The organism is Burkholderia catarinensis, from assembly GCF_001883705.2.
Classification (GTDB): domain Bacteria; phylum Pseudomonadota; class Gammaproteobacteria; order Burkholderiales; family Burkholderiaceae; genus Burkholderia; species Burkholderia catarinensis.
The window spans coordinates 1-15,153 of the sequence record NZ_MDEQ02000040.1 but is presented as its reverse complement, the minus strand read 5'-3'; the positions used below and the strand labels follow the sequence as shown (position 1 = coordinate 15,153).

12 protein-coding genes are annotated in these 15,153 nt (G+C 69.1%); 9 read left to right on the top strand and 3 right to left on the bottom strand.

The window, feature by feature from the left end; all coding sequences use genetic code 11:
• The first annotated feature begins 46 nt into the window (after nucleotides 1-46).
• From BFF94_RS34905 to BFF94_RS34885, 5 genes are all read left to right on the top strand, one after another.
• Complete coding sequence (locus tag BFF94_RS34905) at nucleotides 47-1,285, top strand: CaiB/BaiF CoA transferase family protein (RefSeq protein ID WP_128848439.1); 1,239 nt, start codon at nucleotides 47-49, stop codon at nucleotides 1,283-1,285.
• Nucleotides 1,282-2,154 carry an HpcH/HpaI aldolase/citrate lyase family protein gene (locus BFF94_RS34900; protein ID WP_219140380.1) on the top strand — a complete coding sequence of 291 codons (873 nt, stop codon included), beginning with the start codon at nucleotides 1,282-1,284 and terminating at the stop codon, nucleotides 2,152-2,154. Before BFF94_RS34905 ends, BFF94_RS34900 begins: the two co-directional genes overlap by 4 nt.
• Nucleotides 2,151-3,632 carry an MmgE/PrpD family protein gene (locus BFF94_RS34895; protein WP_219140379.1) on the top strand — a complete coding sequence of 494 codons (1,482 nt, stop codon included), beginning with the start codon at nucleotides 2,151-2,153 and terminating at the stop codon, nucleotides 3,630-3,632. The genes BFF94_RS34900 and BFF94_RS34895 overlap by 4 nt, the downstream gene beginning before the upstream one ends.
• Nucleotides 3,629-4,648, top strand: coding sequence for a cyclase family protein (locus BFF94_RS34890; RefSeq protein WP_128845546.1), 1,020 nt, complete (start codon nucleotides 3,629-3,631; stop codon nucleotides 4,646-4,648). The genes BFF94_RS34895 and BFF94_RS34890 overlap by 4 nt, the downstream gene beginning before the upstream one ends.
• A gap of 289 nt (nucleotides 4,649-4,937) precedes the next feature.
• A complete protein-coding gene (locus BFF94_RS34885) occupies nucleotides 4,938-5,867 on the top strand; it encodes a LysR family transcriptional regulator (protein WP_128845548.1) in 930 nt (309 codons plus the stop codon).
• A 53-nt stretch (nucleotides 5,868-5,920) separates the two neighbouring features.
• Here BFF94_RS34885 and BFF94_RS34880 read toward each other — a convergent pair whose 3' ends face one another.
• From BFF94_RS34880 to BFF94_RS34870, 3 genes are all read right to left on the bottom strand, one after another.
• Entirely contained in the window at nucleotides 5,921-7,384 is a 1,464-nt protein-coding gene (locus BFF94_RS34880) for an MmgE/PrpD family protein (protein ID WP_219140378.1), read from the bottom strand.
• A gap of 45 nt (nucleotides 7,385-7,429) precedes the next feature.
• The gene (locus BFF94_RS34875; RefSeq protein ID WP_128845551.1) at nucleotides 7,430-8,512 is read right to left on the bottom strand and encodes a porin; all 1,083 of its coding nucleotides are present in this window, start codon (nucleotides 8,510-8,512) and stop codon (nucleotides 7,430-7,432) included.
• A gap of 193 nt (nucleotides 8,513-8,705) precedes the next feature.
• A complete protein-coding gene (locus BFF94_RS34870) occupies nucleotides 8,706-9,608 on the bottom strand; it encodes an HpcH/HpaI aldolase/citrate lyase family protein (RefSeq protein ID WP_219140377.1) in 903 nt (300 codons plus the stop codon).
• Nucleotides 9,609-9,839: 231 nt separating this feature from the next.
• Here BFF94_RS34870 and BFF94_RS34865 point away from each other — a divergent pair, with 231 nt between their 5' ends.
• The 4 genes from BFF94_RS34865 (at nucleotide 9,840) to BFF94_RS34850 (ending at nucleotide 14,647) form a co-directional block, all read left to right on the top strand.
• Nucleotides 9,840-10,604, top strand: coding sequence for an IclR family transcriptional regulator (locus BFF94_RS34865; protein WP_128848416.1), 765 nt, complete (start codon nucleotides 9,840-9,842; stop codon nucleotides 10,602-10,604).
• 72 nt (nucleotides 10,605-10,676) lie between these two features.
• Nucleotides 10,677-11,957 carry a CaiB/BaiF CoA transferase family protein gene (locus BFF94_RS34860; protein WP_128848413.1) on the top strand — a complete coding sequence of 427 codons (1,281 nt, stop codon included), beginning with the start codon at nucleotides 10,677-10,679 and terminating at the stop codon, nucleotides 11,955-11,957.
• A gap of 89 nt (nucleotides 11,958-12,046) precedes the next feature.
• On the top strand, nucleotides 12,047-13,066 hold the full coding sequence (locus tag BFF94_RS34855) for a cyclase family protein (protein ID WP_219140376.1): 1,020 nt from the start codon (nucleotides 12,047-12,049) through the stop codon (nucleotides 13,064-13,066).
• A 93-nt stretch (nucleotides 13,067-13,159) separates the two neighbouring features.
• Entirely contained in the window at nucleotides 13,160-14,647 is a 1,488-nt protein-coding gene (locus BFF94_RS34850; protein ID WP_219140375.1) for an MFS transporter, read from the top strand.
• The last annotated feature ends 506 nt before the right edge of the window (nucleotides 14,648-15,153 follow it).

The window sequence follows — 15,153 nt, the reverse complement described above, 5'->3', positions numbered from 1 at the left end:
GATGACGGTGCGCGGCGCCGTGCAATCCATCTGATGGGAGAACGGCATGGCCACTGTGGAAATCGGGCAAGTCGACGCCGGCGCGGCGTCGGACGCGCCCAAACCGGCGCCGCTCGACGGCATTCGCGTGATCGACGCCGCGACGTTGTTCGCGGGCCCGCTCGCGGCAACGATGCTCGCGGACTACGGCGCCGACGTGATCAAGGTCGAGCATCCGGACGGCGATCCGGCGCGCAAGTACGGCGCGCGTCGCGACGACGTGCCGTTGTGGTGGAAGGTGCTCGCGCGCAACAAGCGGGCGGTCACGCTGAATCTCGGCACGACCGACGGCCAGCGGATCTTCCGCGAACTGGCGGCGCAGGCAGACGTGGTCGTCGAGAATTTCCGGCCCGGCACGCTCGAACGCTGGGGGCTCGGCTATGACGTGCTGTCCGCGATCAACCCGCGGCTCGTGCTCGTGCGGGTGACGGGCTTCGGCCAGTTCGGCCCGTATGCGAGCCGCCCGGGCTTCGGTACGCTGGCCGAGGCGATGAGCGGGCTCGCGTCGATCACCGGCGAGGCGGACGGGCCGCCGCTGCTGCCATCGTTTCCGCTCGCCGATACGGTCGCGGGGCTGACCGCCGCGTTCGCGATCATGACCGCGCTGAAGGCGCGCGAGCGCACCGGGCGCGGCCAGGTCGTCGATCTCGCGATCATCGAGACGATGCTCGCCGCGATGGGCGCGCAGGTCGCGAGCTACGACCAGACGGGCCAGGTGCCCGCGCGCACCGGCAATCGTTCGCCGAACAATTCGCCGCGCGGTGTCTACCGCACGTTGGACGGCAAGTGGGTCGCGCTGTCGACGTCGGCGCACAGCATCGCGGAGCGCGTGATGCGTCTCGTCGGCCGTGCGGACCTGATCGACGAACCCTGGTTCGCGAACGGGTCCGAACGTGCGAAGCATGCGGACGAGCTGGATGCGGCGGTCGGCGGCTGGATCGGGCAGCGCACGCGCGACGAGGTGATCGCTGAATTCGAGCGGGCACAGGCGGCGGTCGCGCCGATCTACGACGTCGCCGACGTGCTGCGCGATCCGCAGTACGCGGCGCTCGGCTCGGTCGTATCGGTGCCCGACGCGGAACTCGGCGCGTTCCGCACGCACAACGTGCCGTTCCGGCTGTCCGACACGCCCGGCACGATCCGCTGGGGCGGCCCGGCGCGCGGCACCCACAACGACGAAGTATTCGGCGCATTGGGACTGGAGCGGCGCGAGATCGCCGATTTGACCGAACGAGGTGTGATGTGAAAACCAGCGCAACTTACCGCAGTTACCTTTACGTGCCCGCGCACAAGGCGCAGGTGGTGGAGAAGGCGTATGCCAGCGAGGCCGATGCCGTCGTGCTCGACCTCGAGGACGCCGTGCCGGCCAGCCACAAGGCCGAAGCACGCGAGGCGGCCGCCGCGATTCTCGCGGAAGGTCCGCCGAAACCGACCTACGTGCGGATCAACCCGATCGGCAGCCCGTGGTGTCGCGATGATGTCGAAGCAATCGCGCAGCCCGCGCTGCAGGCGCTGCGCCTGCCGAAGTGCGACCTGCCGCAGCATATCCAGGAGGTCGCGGGCTGGCTCGACGCGCTCGGCTGCGATGCGGGAATCCAGATCCTGATCGAGTCGGCGTACGGCGTCGAGACGGCTTACCAGCTCGCGACCGCGTCGCCGCGGCTCGAACGGATCGGGCTCGGCGAGAGCGATCTGCGCGCGGACCTGCAGATCGGCGTCGACAACTTCACGCTCGAGGTGTGCCGCGCGCGCTGTGTGGTCGTGTCGCGCGCGGCGGGGCTGAACGGGCCGATCCAGACCGTCTATCACACGCTGCCCGATCTCGACGGGTTGAAGGAATCGACGCTGCGCGCGAAATCGATGGGGTTCCTCGGCCGCTTCGCGATCCATCCGTCGCAGTTGCCGGTGATCAACGAAGTGTTCACGCCGTCGGACGACGAGATCCGCGCGGCCGAGCGCGTGCTCGAGGCGGTCGATGCGGCGGCGGGCAAGGCCTCGGCGTCGTCGGTGTTCGTGCTGCCGGACGGCCGCGTGGTCGCGCCGCCGCTGATCGCCAACGCGCGCGTCACGCTTGCGCTCGCGAACAATCTTCGACTCAGTGGAGCACTGGCATGAGCACACCCGAGACGCTTTCCGCTCCGGCGGCGGCCGCGACAACCCGGCCGGCGCCGCCCGACGGCATCGTCGGCGCGCTCGGCCGCTTCGCGGCGGCGGTGCGCGCCGAAGGGCTGGATCGCAGGCTGCGCGTCGAGGCCGCCGCGCGCGTGCTCGACGTGATCGGCAACAGCCTGATCGCGCACGACGAACCGGTCGCGCAGTCGGTGCTGCAGGTCGCGCGGCGCTGGGCCGGCACCGGCCCGGCGAGCGTGATCGGCGCGCCCGACCGGCTGCCGGCCGCGAGCGCCGCGCTCGTCAACGGCACGCTCGCGCATGCGATGGATTTCGATGATTCGCACATGCGGTCGGTGCTGCATCCGAGCGCGTCCGTGATTCCGGCCGCGATCGCCGTCGCGCAGGCGAGCGGCGCGTCGGGTGCGGCGCTGCTCGACGCAATCACGGTCGGCACCGAGGTGTGCATCCGGCTCGGCGTCGCCGCTTACAACGAGCGGCTCGGCAACTCGGTGTTCTTCGAGCGCGGCCAGCACGCGACGTCGATCTGCGGCACGGTCGGCGCGGCGGCGGCCGCGGCGATGCTGCTCGGGCTCGACGCTGCACAGATCGCGGCGGCGCTCGGCATTGCCGCGAGCATGGGCGCGGGCCTGCTCGAAGCGAACCGCACCGGCGGTTCGGTGAAGCGGATCCACTGCGGCTGGGCGGCGCATGCGGGCGTGAGCGCGGCGGAACTGGCGGGCGCGGGCGTGACCGCGCCGCCGACCGCGCTCGAAGGCCGCTTCGGCTTCTTCCACGCGTGGTGCGGCGACCTTGCCGATGTCGACGCGGTGCTGCGCGACCTGGGCGACGAATGGGAGACGAGCCGGATCATCTTCAAGCCGTATCCGTGCAACCACTTCACGCATCCGGGCATCGACGCCGCGCTGCAACTGAAGGCGGAAGGCGTGACGGCGGACGACGTGGTGTCGGCCGAGCTGCGGGTCGCGACGTCGACGCTGCGCACGATCGGCGAGCCGGCGGAGCTGAAGGCGAATCCGCCGAACGGCTATGCGGCGGCGTTCTCGGGACCATACACGGTCGCGGCGGCGCTGCTCGGCGGCGGCGGGCTCGGCGTCTGGTTCGACGATTTCGACGATGCGCTTGCGCAGGACCCCGCGCGGCGCGCGCTGGCCGCGAAGGTGCGCTGCGTGGCCGATCCGTGGTGCGACGCGCGCTTCCCGAATTTCCTGCCGGCCGTGCTGCGCGTCGAGCTGCGCGACGGGCAGGTGCGCGAGGCTCGGATCGAATCGAGCAAGGGCACGAATTCGCGGCCGCTGACCGAACAGGAACTCATCGCGAAATTCGTGCTGGCGGCGAGTTCGGCGCTCGGCATGGCGCGCGCGCTCGCGCTGCGCGACGCGGTGCAGGCGCTGGCCGACGATGCGACGCTCGACGCGATCGCGGCACTGACGTCGGGCACGGAAGGAGGACACCGATCTTGAATGCACCCCGCTGGAAAAAACGGCCGCCCGGCTCGAACTGGGGCGATTTCGGTCCCGATGATCAGAAGGGGCGGCTGAACTGGCTGACGCCGGACAAGGTGCGGCAGGGCGCAGCCGAGGTCCGGGAAGGGCTGTCGTTCTCGCTGAGCCTGCCGCTCGACGTGCCGCGCGGCGGCGGGCTGAACGCGCGGCGCCGGCCGCCGGCGATCATGCCGGCGCTGCTCGGCGGCAAGCCGTACTTCGGCTATCGCGCGGATGAACAGGTTGCCAACGCAACCGACGTGGTCTGCGACGATTCGTTCTGCATGCACTCGCAGTTCTCGACGCAATGGGACGGCCTGTCGCACGTGGGCGGCCTGTTCGACGCGGACGGCGACGGCGTGCCGGAAATCGTGTTCTACAACGGTTACCGGATGGGCGAGCATCTGCTGGTGCCGCAGGAAGGCGACGTGACGGGCGGCGCTCGCGCGCTCGGCATCGAGGTGATGGCGCAGACGGGCGTGCAGGGGCGCGGCGTGCTGATCGACCTGCGGCGTCATTTCGGCGACGCGCGCACGAAGGTCGGCTTCGCGCAACTGATGCAGGTGATGGAGGCGGACCGCGTGCAGGTCGAGCGCGGTGACATCGTCTGCATTCACACCGGCTTCGCGGATCTGCTGCTGAACGATGACGGCGGATCGCCGGCGACGGTCGCGAGCGCGTGCGTGCTGGACAGCAGCGACGCGCGGCTGCTGCAATGGATCGACGAATCGGGGCTGGCCGCGCTCGTGGCCGACAACCATGCGATCGAGGAACGTCCGCAGCATGCTCAGCCGCTCGCGCAACCGGGCGCACTGATGCCGCTGCACGAACTGTGCCTGTTCAAGCTCGGCATTCACCTCGGCGAGCTGTGGCACCTGACGCCGCTCGCGCACTGGCTGCATGCGCACCGCCGGAACCGGTTTCTGCTGACCGCGCCGCCGTTGCATATCCGCGGACTGGTCGGCGCGCCGGCGAATCCTGTCGCGACCGTTTGAGCCTGCGGGCGGCCGTGGCGGCGGCCGCCCGCACTTTTTTGCAACGCGACCGGCTTGCACAAAGCCGGATTCAATTGCCGATTGGCAAGGTATTCAGAAGAATCGACGCGCAACGGGCGATTTAATTTAGGAGCGTAAATAATATCGCGCTTTATCTAAAAAATATCGTCATGTCAAGATTGGACTATTCTTGTGCATTGCACTAAATATCAGGGGATTGCTCCGATTGCGGAATTTCGTAATCGTAAACGGAGGCGGTGATTAACCTGTTTAGTGAATGGTCACAACCATGAATCTACGTTCGATCGATCTGAACTTGCTGGTCATACTCGATGCGCTATTGACGGAGAAACAGGTCACACGGGCCGGCCAGAAGGTCGGCCTCACGCAGCCGGCCGTCAGCAACGCGCTGGCGCGGCTGCGGTTCGTGTTCAAGGACGAGATCCTTGCGCGTACCGCGGTCGGTATGGAATTGACGCCGCGTGCGCAGGCGCTGGCCATGCCGATTCGACAAATCATGCAACAAATCGAGGAATTATTTGAATCGGATTATCAATTCAATCCTTTTACATCCGAGCGCCATTTTACGGTGCGCATGTCGGATCTCACCGAATTGCTGTTGCTGCCGGCCCTGCTGCGCTGCATGCGATTGAGCAGCCCGAATATCGGCATGGACGTCGTGCACATGAGCGCCGCCAAGACCGCCGACGCGCTCGAATCGGGGCTGCTCGACCTGGCGATCAGCGCGGGCCTCGAGAATTCGGGCACGCTGTCGTCGCAAATCGTGTTTCATGACCGGATGGTCTGCGTGATGAGCCGCAGCCATCCGGATGCGGGCACGCCGCTGACGCTCGAACGGTTCCTCGCGCTCGACTTCCTCAACGTGTCGATCAACCCGGTCGACCACAGCCTGGTCGACAACCTGCTCGCGAACATGAACTGCACGCGGCGCATCGCGCTCAACGTGCCGCACTGGCTCGTCGTGCCGAACATGCTGGATGCGTTGCCGTACGCGGTGATCATGTCGGAGCGGCACGCGCTGAGCCTCGACGATGCGCGGCTCGTGATCCGCGAGCTGCCGCTCGCGATGGAGCCCGTCTCGTGGTCGCTGTACTGGCACCGTCGCTACGACGGCAGCAACGCGCACGCGTGGTTGCGCGGCCGCATCGTCGAGGTCGCGGAAGCGCTCGAGCCGCACGGCGTCGCGGCGGAGGCGTAACGCGTCGGCCGGGCGAGTTCCGCCATGTGCCGCCATGTCCCGCACCGCGCGGGTCAGCCGACGACGAGCAGCGGTGGCAGCGTCGCGACGTCGGGCTGTTCGTCGAGCCGCCACAGGTAATCGAGCGCCGCGCGGATCTGCGCCGGGTTCCAGTGCCGCCGGCAGTTCTTCGTGAACTTCGCGTCGTAGTCGTCGCGCCGCATCGGCCGCGTCCGCGAGCCGGGCAGGTCGTCCACCTGCTTCGAGCAGGTCGTGCCGTCGTCGCACACGGCCGTTACCCGATTCGGCGCCTGCATCGGGTAGCGGGCGGTCAGCGCCGGATCCTCGCGCACCTCGATCCGCTCGATCAGCGCGCGCAGCGCCGGATCGCGCAGCGCGTCGTGCCGGTAGCTCTCGGTCGTGATGTCGCCGTCGAGCATCGCGCGCGCGACGATGTACGGCAGGCTGTGATCGGCGGTCTCGTGGGTCGATGGCGCCCATTTTTCGCGGTCGCGGCCGGCCGTCACGTAGCCGATCTCGGTCGTGTGGATCTCGATGCGCCGGATGCGGCGCAGGTCGCCGACCTGCGCGGCGACGTCGAGCGCGGCCGGAATCGCGGTTTGCGTGAGCCCTTGCGCGGGATAGAACTTCACGAAGCAGTTGCCGATCCGGAACGCGCCGCCGCGCCCGCCGAATTCGCGCGTGTCGACGGCGAACGGCCCGGACACCTGCGGAAAGAACCCCGCCATGCCTTCGAAGATCGGTGCGGGGCCGGTCAGCCCGGCGCGCGCGAGCTGCGTCGAGAACACCGCGTTGCGCGCCGCGTCCGCATCGGCGAGCGCCTTCCAGTTCGACAGTTGCTGGACGCGCGTCTGGTTCAGCGCGAGATGGCCGTTGATCGACAGGTTCACAGCCTGCACCAGCTGCGGCACGGGCATGCGCATCAGCTTGCCCGCGGCGAGCGCGACGGCGGGCAGGCTGTAGCACGTGTGATCCCAACCGCGCGGGCTGATCGCGGCGGCATCCATCAGCCGGCACGCGATCTCGTACGCGATCGCGATCGACAGGATCAGGTCGCGACCGTTCGCATGCTGCGCTTCGGCGACGGCGAGGCACGCGGACATGTTGTCGCTCGGATGGCCGGTCTCCTTGCCGGCGTATGCGTCGTTGAAATCGTAATAGCGCAGCGCGGTGCCGGTCGCGAACGCGGCGAGATCGGGGCTCGTGCGCTGGTTCGTGCCGACGATCGTCGACACGCCGCCCGGCGACGCGAGCGCCGCGTCGCGCGCGATCCGCACCGGGCGTTCGTCGTGCGCGGCGATCGCGCAGCCGAGCGCGTCGATCAGGTGCGCCTTGATCGTCTCGATCGTCGCGGCGTCAAGGTCGCGATACTGCAGCCCGGCCGCGTAATCGGCGAGCTGTTGCGCGAGCATCGGGCGGCCGGTGGCGACGCCGGCGGCCGGCAGCGCGCGGGCATGGGCGAGCGGCAGCGCGAGCGCGGCGCCGGTCAGCGTGGAAAGGAAGTGGCGGCGGTTCATGGTTCGAAGACTCCGAAGGTTCCTGAAACTGGGGGAGAGGCGAGGTCAGAACAGCTTGCGCAGCCCGAGTGCCGCGCCTGCACTGCTGGCGCGACCGGCGGCCAGCGTGTAGTGGAGGAAGTTGTAGTTGTCGTTGTCGAAATCGAGCGCGGCGCGGCGCGCGTAGCCGCCTGCCAGATACAGCGTGACGGCTTTCGACAGGAAGTAGTTCAGTTGCAGCGTGACCTGCTGCGGGTTGGCCGGGTGCGGCGCGGGCGTCTGCGCGTTCGGCGGATTCTGCGCGCGGATGTCCTCGTAATAGAACGCGCCGATCGCCTGCAGGTAAGGGGTGATCGCGTAGCGCACGCCGGCCCACCAGAACGTGTAGCGCGTCACGACCGATGGCGCGGCGACGCCGCTGCGGCCGTGCGTGACGCCGGCCAGCAGCTGCGCGCGGTCGACGGACACGATCGCGGCGGCGGCGTAGCGGCGGAAATGCGCGAAGCCGCCCGGCTGCGGCGTATTGACGTTGTCGAACGCGGCGGCGAACGAGCATGCGTCGCCGGCATAGTCGAAGCCGGCGCCGTAGGCGGCGTTCGACTGGAACGCGCCGGGCGTGCCGCCGAACGAATAATGCGTTTCGAGCGTCAGCGAGCCGATCTTCGCCAGGTACTTGGCGACGTTGTTCTCGCGGAAGTTGACGCCGACGATCGCGCCGGCCGGCTCGTACAGCGTCGAATACGCGCCCGTCGGCGAATAGCGCTCCATGACGTCGAACAGCGTCGAGTACTGGTGGCCGAGCCGCAACGCGCCCCAGCGCTCGTGCTGCAGCCCGACCCACGCGGAGCGGTCGAAGCCGCCCGCGCCGGTGCCGGTGCCGTTGTTCAGGTTGATGCCGCTTTCGAGCCGGAATGCGGCCTGCCAGCCGCCGCCGAGCGCCTCGACGCCCTTCAGGCCCCAGCGCGAGCCGCTCTTGCCGCCCGACGCCATTCGCACGAGCGATGCCGACGACTTGTCGCCGGGCGCGGCCTGGTGGGTGAGGAATTCCGTATAGATGTCGGCCACGCCATACAGCGTGATCGTGCTCTGCGCGCAGGCGCCGGCCGATACGAGGCCCAGTCCGCACAGTGCGGACATCCGCTTGCCCATGGCTTGTCTCCTTCGTGGGTTTGTTATTTATTTGATTGCGGCGCCGTGCCGGTCGAGCGGCGCGGCGGTGCTGCGGAGCGACGCTATCCGGGCCGGGCGGCGATGGCTCGGCGTGGTGGCGGGACGCACGCGCGCATTGCGCGACATGCGCATGCGCGGGTACGAAGCGCAGCGATGAACGGCGGCGCTCGCATCACCGGGGCACGCCGTCGGCACGCGCCTGCACGGCCGCGTGACGCGCGAGCACGCGCTTTGCGCGGGCGACGCCGGGCGCGTCGACCATCCTGCCGTCGACGCGCAGCGCGCCGCGCCCGTTCGCGCGCGCGTCGTCGTACGCAGCCAGCACCGCGTTCGCGTCGCGCACCGCGTCGTCGTCGGGCCGGAACGCGCGGTTGAGCGCGCCGACCTGCAGCGGATGGATGCAGGTCGCGCCCGCATAGCCAAGCTCCGCGGACGCGCGCGCGATGCGCTCGAATGCGTCGAGATCGCGCAGCTCGTCGAGGCCGCCGATGAGGCCCAGCGGCAGGATGCCGGCGGCGCGCGCGGCGATGATCAGCAACTGCTTCGGCACGCGCAGCACTTCGGCGCTCGCGCCGCTTTCGCAGTTCAGCGCGAAGTCGCCGCCGCCCAGCATCATCGCGACGACGCGCGGCGACGCCCGCGCGATCCGGTCCATAGCCTGGAACGCGCGCGGCGTTTCGACGATCGCGACGATCCGCGTGCCGCCGGGCGGTGCGCCGGCTTCCTCTTCGAGCGCAGCCAGCAGTTCGTCGATCGCCTCGACGTGCGAGCCGCCGCGCACCTTCGGCAGCACGACGCCGTCCACGCCGGCCCGGACGGCCGCGCGAAGGTCGGGTACCAGCAGGTCGAGCGGGCCGTTGGCGCGCACCAGCACGTCGCGGCCGGGCGCGCGCAGCGCCGGCACGGCGTCGGCCAGCCCGTCGCGGGCCGCCTCCTTGCACGCGGGCGGGACGCTGTCCTCGAGATCGAGGATCAGCGCGTCGGCGTCGCTCGCGGCGGCCGATGCGACGAAGCGGGGGACATGGGCGGGGACGTACAGCAGCGAGCGCCAGACGGGTTGAGGCGTCAAATTCATCATTGATCTCAAAAAATAAAAGTCACTTTCATTTTTGTGATGGATGATGGCATTCGTCAAGATTATCGTTAACGCCTAGTTTCAAAGGCTATTGCGCGACGATGAGCGAACGAAGGCGCGCGAATTCATGTTGATGTCATCGATGATCTGCGTATAATGAAAGTGACTTTCATTTTTCGAGTGCCGGCCGCCGCGACGCGGCACGTAGGCCCGGCCTCGCACGAGGTGGACATGAGCAAGGTGGAGACAAGCAATCCGGCGGAGGGCGGCGTGGCCGCGGTCAACCGCGCGCTGACCGCGCTGCTGGCGTTCGGCAACGCGCCCGGCGGGCTGATGCTCGCGCAGGTCAGCGAGGAGACGGGGCTCAACATGAGCACGCTGTTGCGGATGTTCGAATCGCTCGAGCAGTTCCGCTTCATCAAGCGGCTGCCGGACGGGCGCTACGTGCTGGGGCCCGCCGTGTTCCAGCTCGGGATGATGTATCGCGAGTCGTTCCAGCTGCGCGAGTACGTGATGCCGATCCTGTCGAAGCTTTCGGCGGAAACTGGCGAGACGGCCGCGTTCTACGTGCGCGAAGGCGACCAGCGCGTGTGCCTGTTCCGCATCCAGGCGCAGCGTTCGGTGCGCACGCATCTGCGCGAGGGCGACCGCTTCCCGCTCGACGTCGGCGCGGCCGGCCGCGTGCTGCTCGCGTGCAGCGGCACCCGCGGCGGCGACTACGAGAAGACGGCCGAGCAGGGCTACGCGGTGTCGATCGCCGAGCGCGACCCGGAAAGCGCGGCGATCGCATGCCCGGCGTTCGGCGTCGGCCGCGTGCTGAGCGGCGCGATCTCGCTCGGCGTGCCGCGCTATCGCTTCAACAAGAAGGTGATGGCCGACTACCTGCCGCGCGTGCAGGCAGCCGCCGCCGAGCTGACGCATGCGCTGGGCGGCGATCTGCCCGCCGCGGGCGCGGCGTTCCGCACGGCCGACCAGCTCGGCGCGCTGCTCGAGTAGCGCCATGCGCCGCTGAGTGCGCCTGACCGGCATTCCGCATCGAACGACGCACACACCAACCAGGAGACAAGCATGTTCGTTCCCGATCCGCAGGCCGCTTACGCGGCCGGCGCGCGCCGTCGCGCGTCCACCGGCCCGATCCATCCGAAGCCCTTCGACGCCGGCGCGCAGGGGCCGCTCGCCGGCGTGCGCGTGGTCGACCTGTCGCGCCTGATGGCGGGCAACATGCTGAGTGTGCAGCTCGCCGATTTCGGCGCGGACGTCGTGAAGGTCGAGAGCGAGCGCGGCGATACGCTGCGCGCGGTCGGCGCCGGCGGGATCAGCACGAACTGGAAGGTGTACGGGCGCAACAAGCGCAGCGTATGCGTCGACCTGCGCGCGCCCGAGGGGATCGACATCGTCCGCCGGCTGGTGCGCGACGCGGACGTGTTCGTCGAGAGCTTCAAGCCCGGCGTCGCCGAGAAGATGGGGCTCGGCCCGGACGACCTGCTCGCGATCCGTCCCGAGCTGGTGATCGCGCGGATCTCCGGCTGGGGGCAGACGGGGCCGTACCGCCACAAGCCGGGCTTCGGCACGCTCGCTGAAGGGTACGCGGGGTTCGCGGCGATCAACGGCTTCGCCGATCGCGAGCCGGTGCTGCCGCCGATGTTCCTCGGCGACATGACGGCCGGGCTGTCCGGCGCGATCGCCGTGCTGGTCGCGCTGCATGCGCGCGATGCGCACGGCGCGGCGGGGCAGGTGATCGACGTGTCGCTGTTCGAGCCGCTGCTGTCGATCCTCGGGCCGGCTGCCGCGAACTACGTGATGACCGGCGAAATCAAGGCGCGCACCGGCAGCCGCTCGTCGAACACCGCGCCGCGCAACGCGTATCGCACTCGCGACGGCAAGTGGCTGTGCCTGTCGAGCTCGACGCAGGCGATGGCCGAGCGGCTGTTCCGCGCGATCGGCCGCGCGGAGCTGATCGACGATCCGCGCTACGCGACCAACGTGCAGCGCGTGCAGCATGCGGAGGCGCTCGATGCGATCGTCGGCGAATTCGTCGCCGCGCGCGATCTCGATGCCAATCTCGCATTCTTCGAGGAAGCGGGCGTGACGGTCGGCCCGATCCAGGACATCGCACAGATCGTTCAGGATCACTACGTGATCGAGCGCGAGGCGCTCGTCGAGCTGCCGGACGACGATGTCGGCAGCCTGCCGATGCACAACATCACCCCGCGCCTGTCGGCCACGCCCGGCACGTTCCGCCGGCCGGCGCCCGCGCTCGGCGAGAACAATCGCGAGATCCTGCTGCCGCTGCTCGGCGAACGCGAATACGAGCGGCTCGCCGGGCTGGGCGTGATCCGCACGCGCTAGGCGCGCAGCCTCGGGAGGCGCGACGCGACCGCGAAGGACGGTTGCGCGCACCGGCCGCCGCACCCTTGACATTGCATGGAGGAGACACCATGAAGCCACGCTGGACCCATCGGCCGCCCGGCTCGAACTGGGGCGATTTCGGCCCGGACGACCAGAGAGGGCGCTTGAACTGGCTGACGGCCGACGCGGTGCTGCGCGGCGTCGCGGAGGTGCGCGAAGGTCGCGTGTTTTCGCTGAGCCTGCCGCTCGACGTGCCGCGCGGCGGCGGGCTGAACGCGCGGCGCCGGCCGCCGGCGATCATGCCGGCGCTGCTCGGCGACAAGCCGTACTTCGGCTATCGGGCCGACGAACAGGTTGCCAACGCAACCGATGTGGTCTGCGACGATTCGTTCTGCATGCACTCGCAGTTCTCGACGCAGTGGGATGCGCTGTCGCATGTCGGCTCGCTGTTCGATCCGGCGGGCGACGGCGAGCGAGCCCGCGTGTTCTACAACGGCTACCGGATGGACGAGCACATCCACGTGCCCGAAGCGGGCGCGTCGCGCGGCGGCGCGCGCGCGCTCGGCATCGAGGTGATGGCACAAACCGGCGTGCAGGGGCGCGGCGTGCTGGTCGACCTGCGCCGTCACTTCGGCGACGAACGGCGCAAGATCGGCTACGCGGAATGGATGGCGGTGCTGCGCGCGGACGACGTGGTCGTCGAGCGCGGCGACATCGTGTGCGTGCATACCGGCTTCGCCGATCGCCTGCTCGACGCCGACGCGCGTGGCGAGCCCGGCGCGCCGGAGGTGTGCTGCGTGCTCGACGGCAATGACCCGCGCCTGCTCGAATGGATCGACGCATCGGAGCTCGCCGCGCTCGCGGCGGACAACCACGCGGTCGAAGAGCGCCCACGCGATGCGTCGGCGCGCGAACAGCCCGGCGCGCTGATGCCGCTGCACGAGCTGTGCCTGTTCAAGCTCGGCATTCATCTCGGCGAGCTGTGGCACCTGACACCGCTTGCCGACTGGTTGCACGCGCACCGGCGTAACCGCTTCCTGCTGACCGCGCCGCCGCTGCACCTGCGCGGGCTCGTCGGGTCGCCGGTCAATCCGGTCGCCACCGTGTGAACGCCGGCGCCGGCGCCGGCGCCGGCCACGCCGCGCCGGCGCCTTGTCCGCCGCTTCGCGCAGGCCGCGCGGGCGGATCATCGAGGAGTCGCCATGTCCCATTCCCATGCGGCGTCGATCGCCGCGCGTATCGACCGCCTGCCCGCGACGGCCAGCATCTGGACGCTCGTGCTGTTCCTGAGCGTGGGCGGTTTTTTCGAGGTCTACGACCTGTTCCAGATGACCTACCTGCCGCCGGGGCTGATCCGCGACGGCATCTTTCATGCGGGTTCGCACGGCGTGCTCGGCATGTCGGACCAGGGCGCGCTCGGCGCGGCGACGTTCGCCGGGCTGTTTGTCGGCGAGATGTTCGTGTCGCGCCTCGCGGACCGCTTCGGACGGCGCGCGCTGTTTACCGGCGCGCTGCTGCTCTACACGGCGGCGAGCCTTGCGATGTGCGTGCAGACGCATGCGCTCGGCATTCTCGCGTGCCGCTTCATCGCGGGCTGCGGCATCGGCGCGGAGCTGATCACGATCAGCGCGTTCCTGACCGAACTGGTGCCGAAGGCGGTGCGCGGCCGCGCGTTCGCGCTGTGCTTCGCGGTCGGCTATCTCGCGATGCCCGTGCTCGCGCTGGTGTCGTGGCTATGGGTGCCGCACGATCCGCTCGGGATGTCCGGGTGGCGCTGGGTCGTGCTGCTCGGCGGCAGCGGTGCGGCCGTCGTCTGGTGGCTGCAGTCGCGGTTGCCGGAGTCGCCGCGCTGGCTCGCCCGCACCGGCCGCGAGGCCGAGGCCGAAGCCGTGCTGCAGCGGCTCGAGCAGGCGGTCGAGCGGGAATCCGGCCGGCCGCTGCCCGCAGTGCCGACGCCGGTCGCAACTGCCGCCGCCGCGCAGCGCGCGCCGTCGATGTGGGATGCGCGGCATCGCGGCTGCACGGCGATGCTGATCGCGTTCAATGCATTCCTGAGCATCGGCTTCTTCGGTTTCAGCCAGTGGCTGCCGACGCTGCTCGCCGCGCAGGGTGCGACCGTCACGAAGAGCCTCTGGTATGCATTCTTGATCGCGTTCGCGTATCCGGTGTCGCCGTTCGTCGCCGGCCTGCTCGCCGACCGGATCGAGCGCAAGTGGCTGATCGTCGCGTCGGCGTTCGGCGTCGCGCTGTTCGGCACCGCGTTCGCGATGTCGGCGCAGGCGCCGTTCGTGATCGCGTTCGGCTTGCTCGTCACGCTGTCCAATACGGTGCTCGCGAGCAACGGCACCGCGTACCAGTCGGAAGTGTTTCCGACCGAGATTCGCGGGCGCGCGCTCGGCTTCGTGCATTCGATCGGCCGCCTGACGGGAATCGCCAGCAGTTTCATCGTCGCGCTGCTGCTCGAACGCGGCGGGGTGCCCGCGGTGTTCGTGCTGATCGGCGGCAGCATGCTGATCGTGATGGTGTCGATAGGTGTGTTCGGGCCGCGCACCAACAACCGGGCGCTGGACGAGATCACGGGCCGCAGCGAGGATGGCGCCGAGAACACGGCGGCGATGCGCGGGCTCGCCGCATTGCCCGCTCGGCGTGTCGACGGGCGGCGTAATGGCACCAGGGATGGGGCGGCGTAATGGCGGCAGCAGCGGCGCCAGCAGCAGCGGGGTAATACGCGGATTCGAACGGCTCCTGTCTGCTGGATCTCCAGCGTAGGGCGGCACCCCTCGACCCAAGCATTAATTTCTCTCCTGACCGCCGCGTCAACGACCTGTTGGTCGCGATCGCGCTCACGGTCGAGCATCGCCGCTGCGCGTCGGAAACCGAGGCTTGGGCGGAGGTGGGGGGTGAATGGTGGCGGTGCTAACGATGCCTCTTCATCAACGGAGAAAGCTTGACGTCCTTATATGAACACCTCCCCGTTGGCAAGGTCGGGTTCTAGCGTGCGAGACATGGAGGTTGCGTTTGCAGTCTTATATTCGGCCTTGGGTTGCAGGTCCGAGGGCCTGCGGGCCTTGATGGAATCTGCTGGGAGCGTCCCCATCTCCCACACCGAGCTGTGAGCTGCATGGACGTCATCGGGTTTGGGCTCCCACGGAACGATCTCGTTTGCCATCACACGTTTCACCTTACCTGCGCAACG

Coding starts and splice junctions, on each gene's coding strand:
- BFF94_RS34905 (WP_128848439.1), top strand. CDS start 47: ATGGCCACTGTGGAAATCGGGCAAGTCGACGCCGGCGCGGCGTCGGAC.
- BFF94_RS34885 (WP_128845548.1), top strand. CDS start 4,938: ATGAATCTACGTTCGATCGATCTGAACTTGCTGGTCATACTCGATGCG.
- BFF94_RS34870 (WP_219140377.1), bottom strand. CDS start 9,608: ATGAATTTGACGCCTCAACCCGTCTGGCGCTCGCTGCTGTACGTCCCC.
- BFF94_RS34855 (WP_219140376.1), top strand. CDS start 12,047: ATGAAGCCACGCTGGACCCATCGGCCGCCCGGCTCGAACTGGGGCGAT.
- BFF94_RS34880 (WP_219140378.1), bottom strand. CDS start 7,384: ATGAACCGCCGCCACTTCCTTTCCACGCTGACCGGCGCCGCGCTCGCG.
- BFF94_RS34865 (WP_128848416.1), top strand. CDS start 9,840: ATGAGCAAGGTGGAGACAAGCAATCCGGCGGAGGGCGGCGTGGCCGCG.
- BFF94_RS34850 (WP_219140375.1), top strand. CDS start 13,160: ATGTCCCATTCCCATGCGGCGTCGATCGCCGCGCGTATCGACCGCCTG.
- BFF94_RS34875 (WP_128845551.1), bottom strand. CDS start 8,512: ATGGGCAAGCGGATGTCCGCACTGTGCGGACTGGGCCTCGTATCGGCC.
- BFF94_RS34895 (WP_219140379.1), top strand. CDS start 2,151: ATGAGCACACCCGAGACGCTTTCCGCTCCGGCGGCGGCCGCGACAACC.
- BFF94_RS34860 (WP_128848413.1), top strand. CDS start 10,677: ATGTTCGTTCCCGATCCGCAGGCCGCTTACGCGGCCGGCGCGCGCCGT.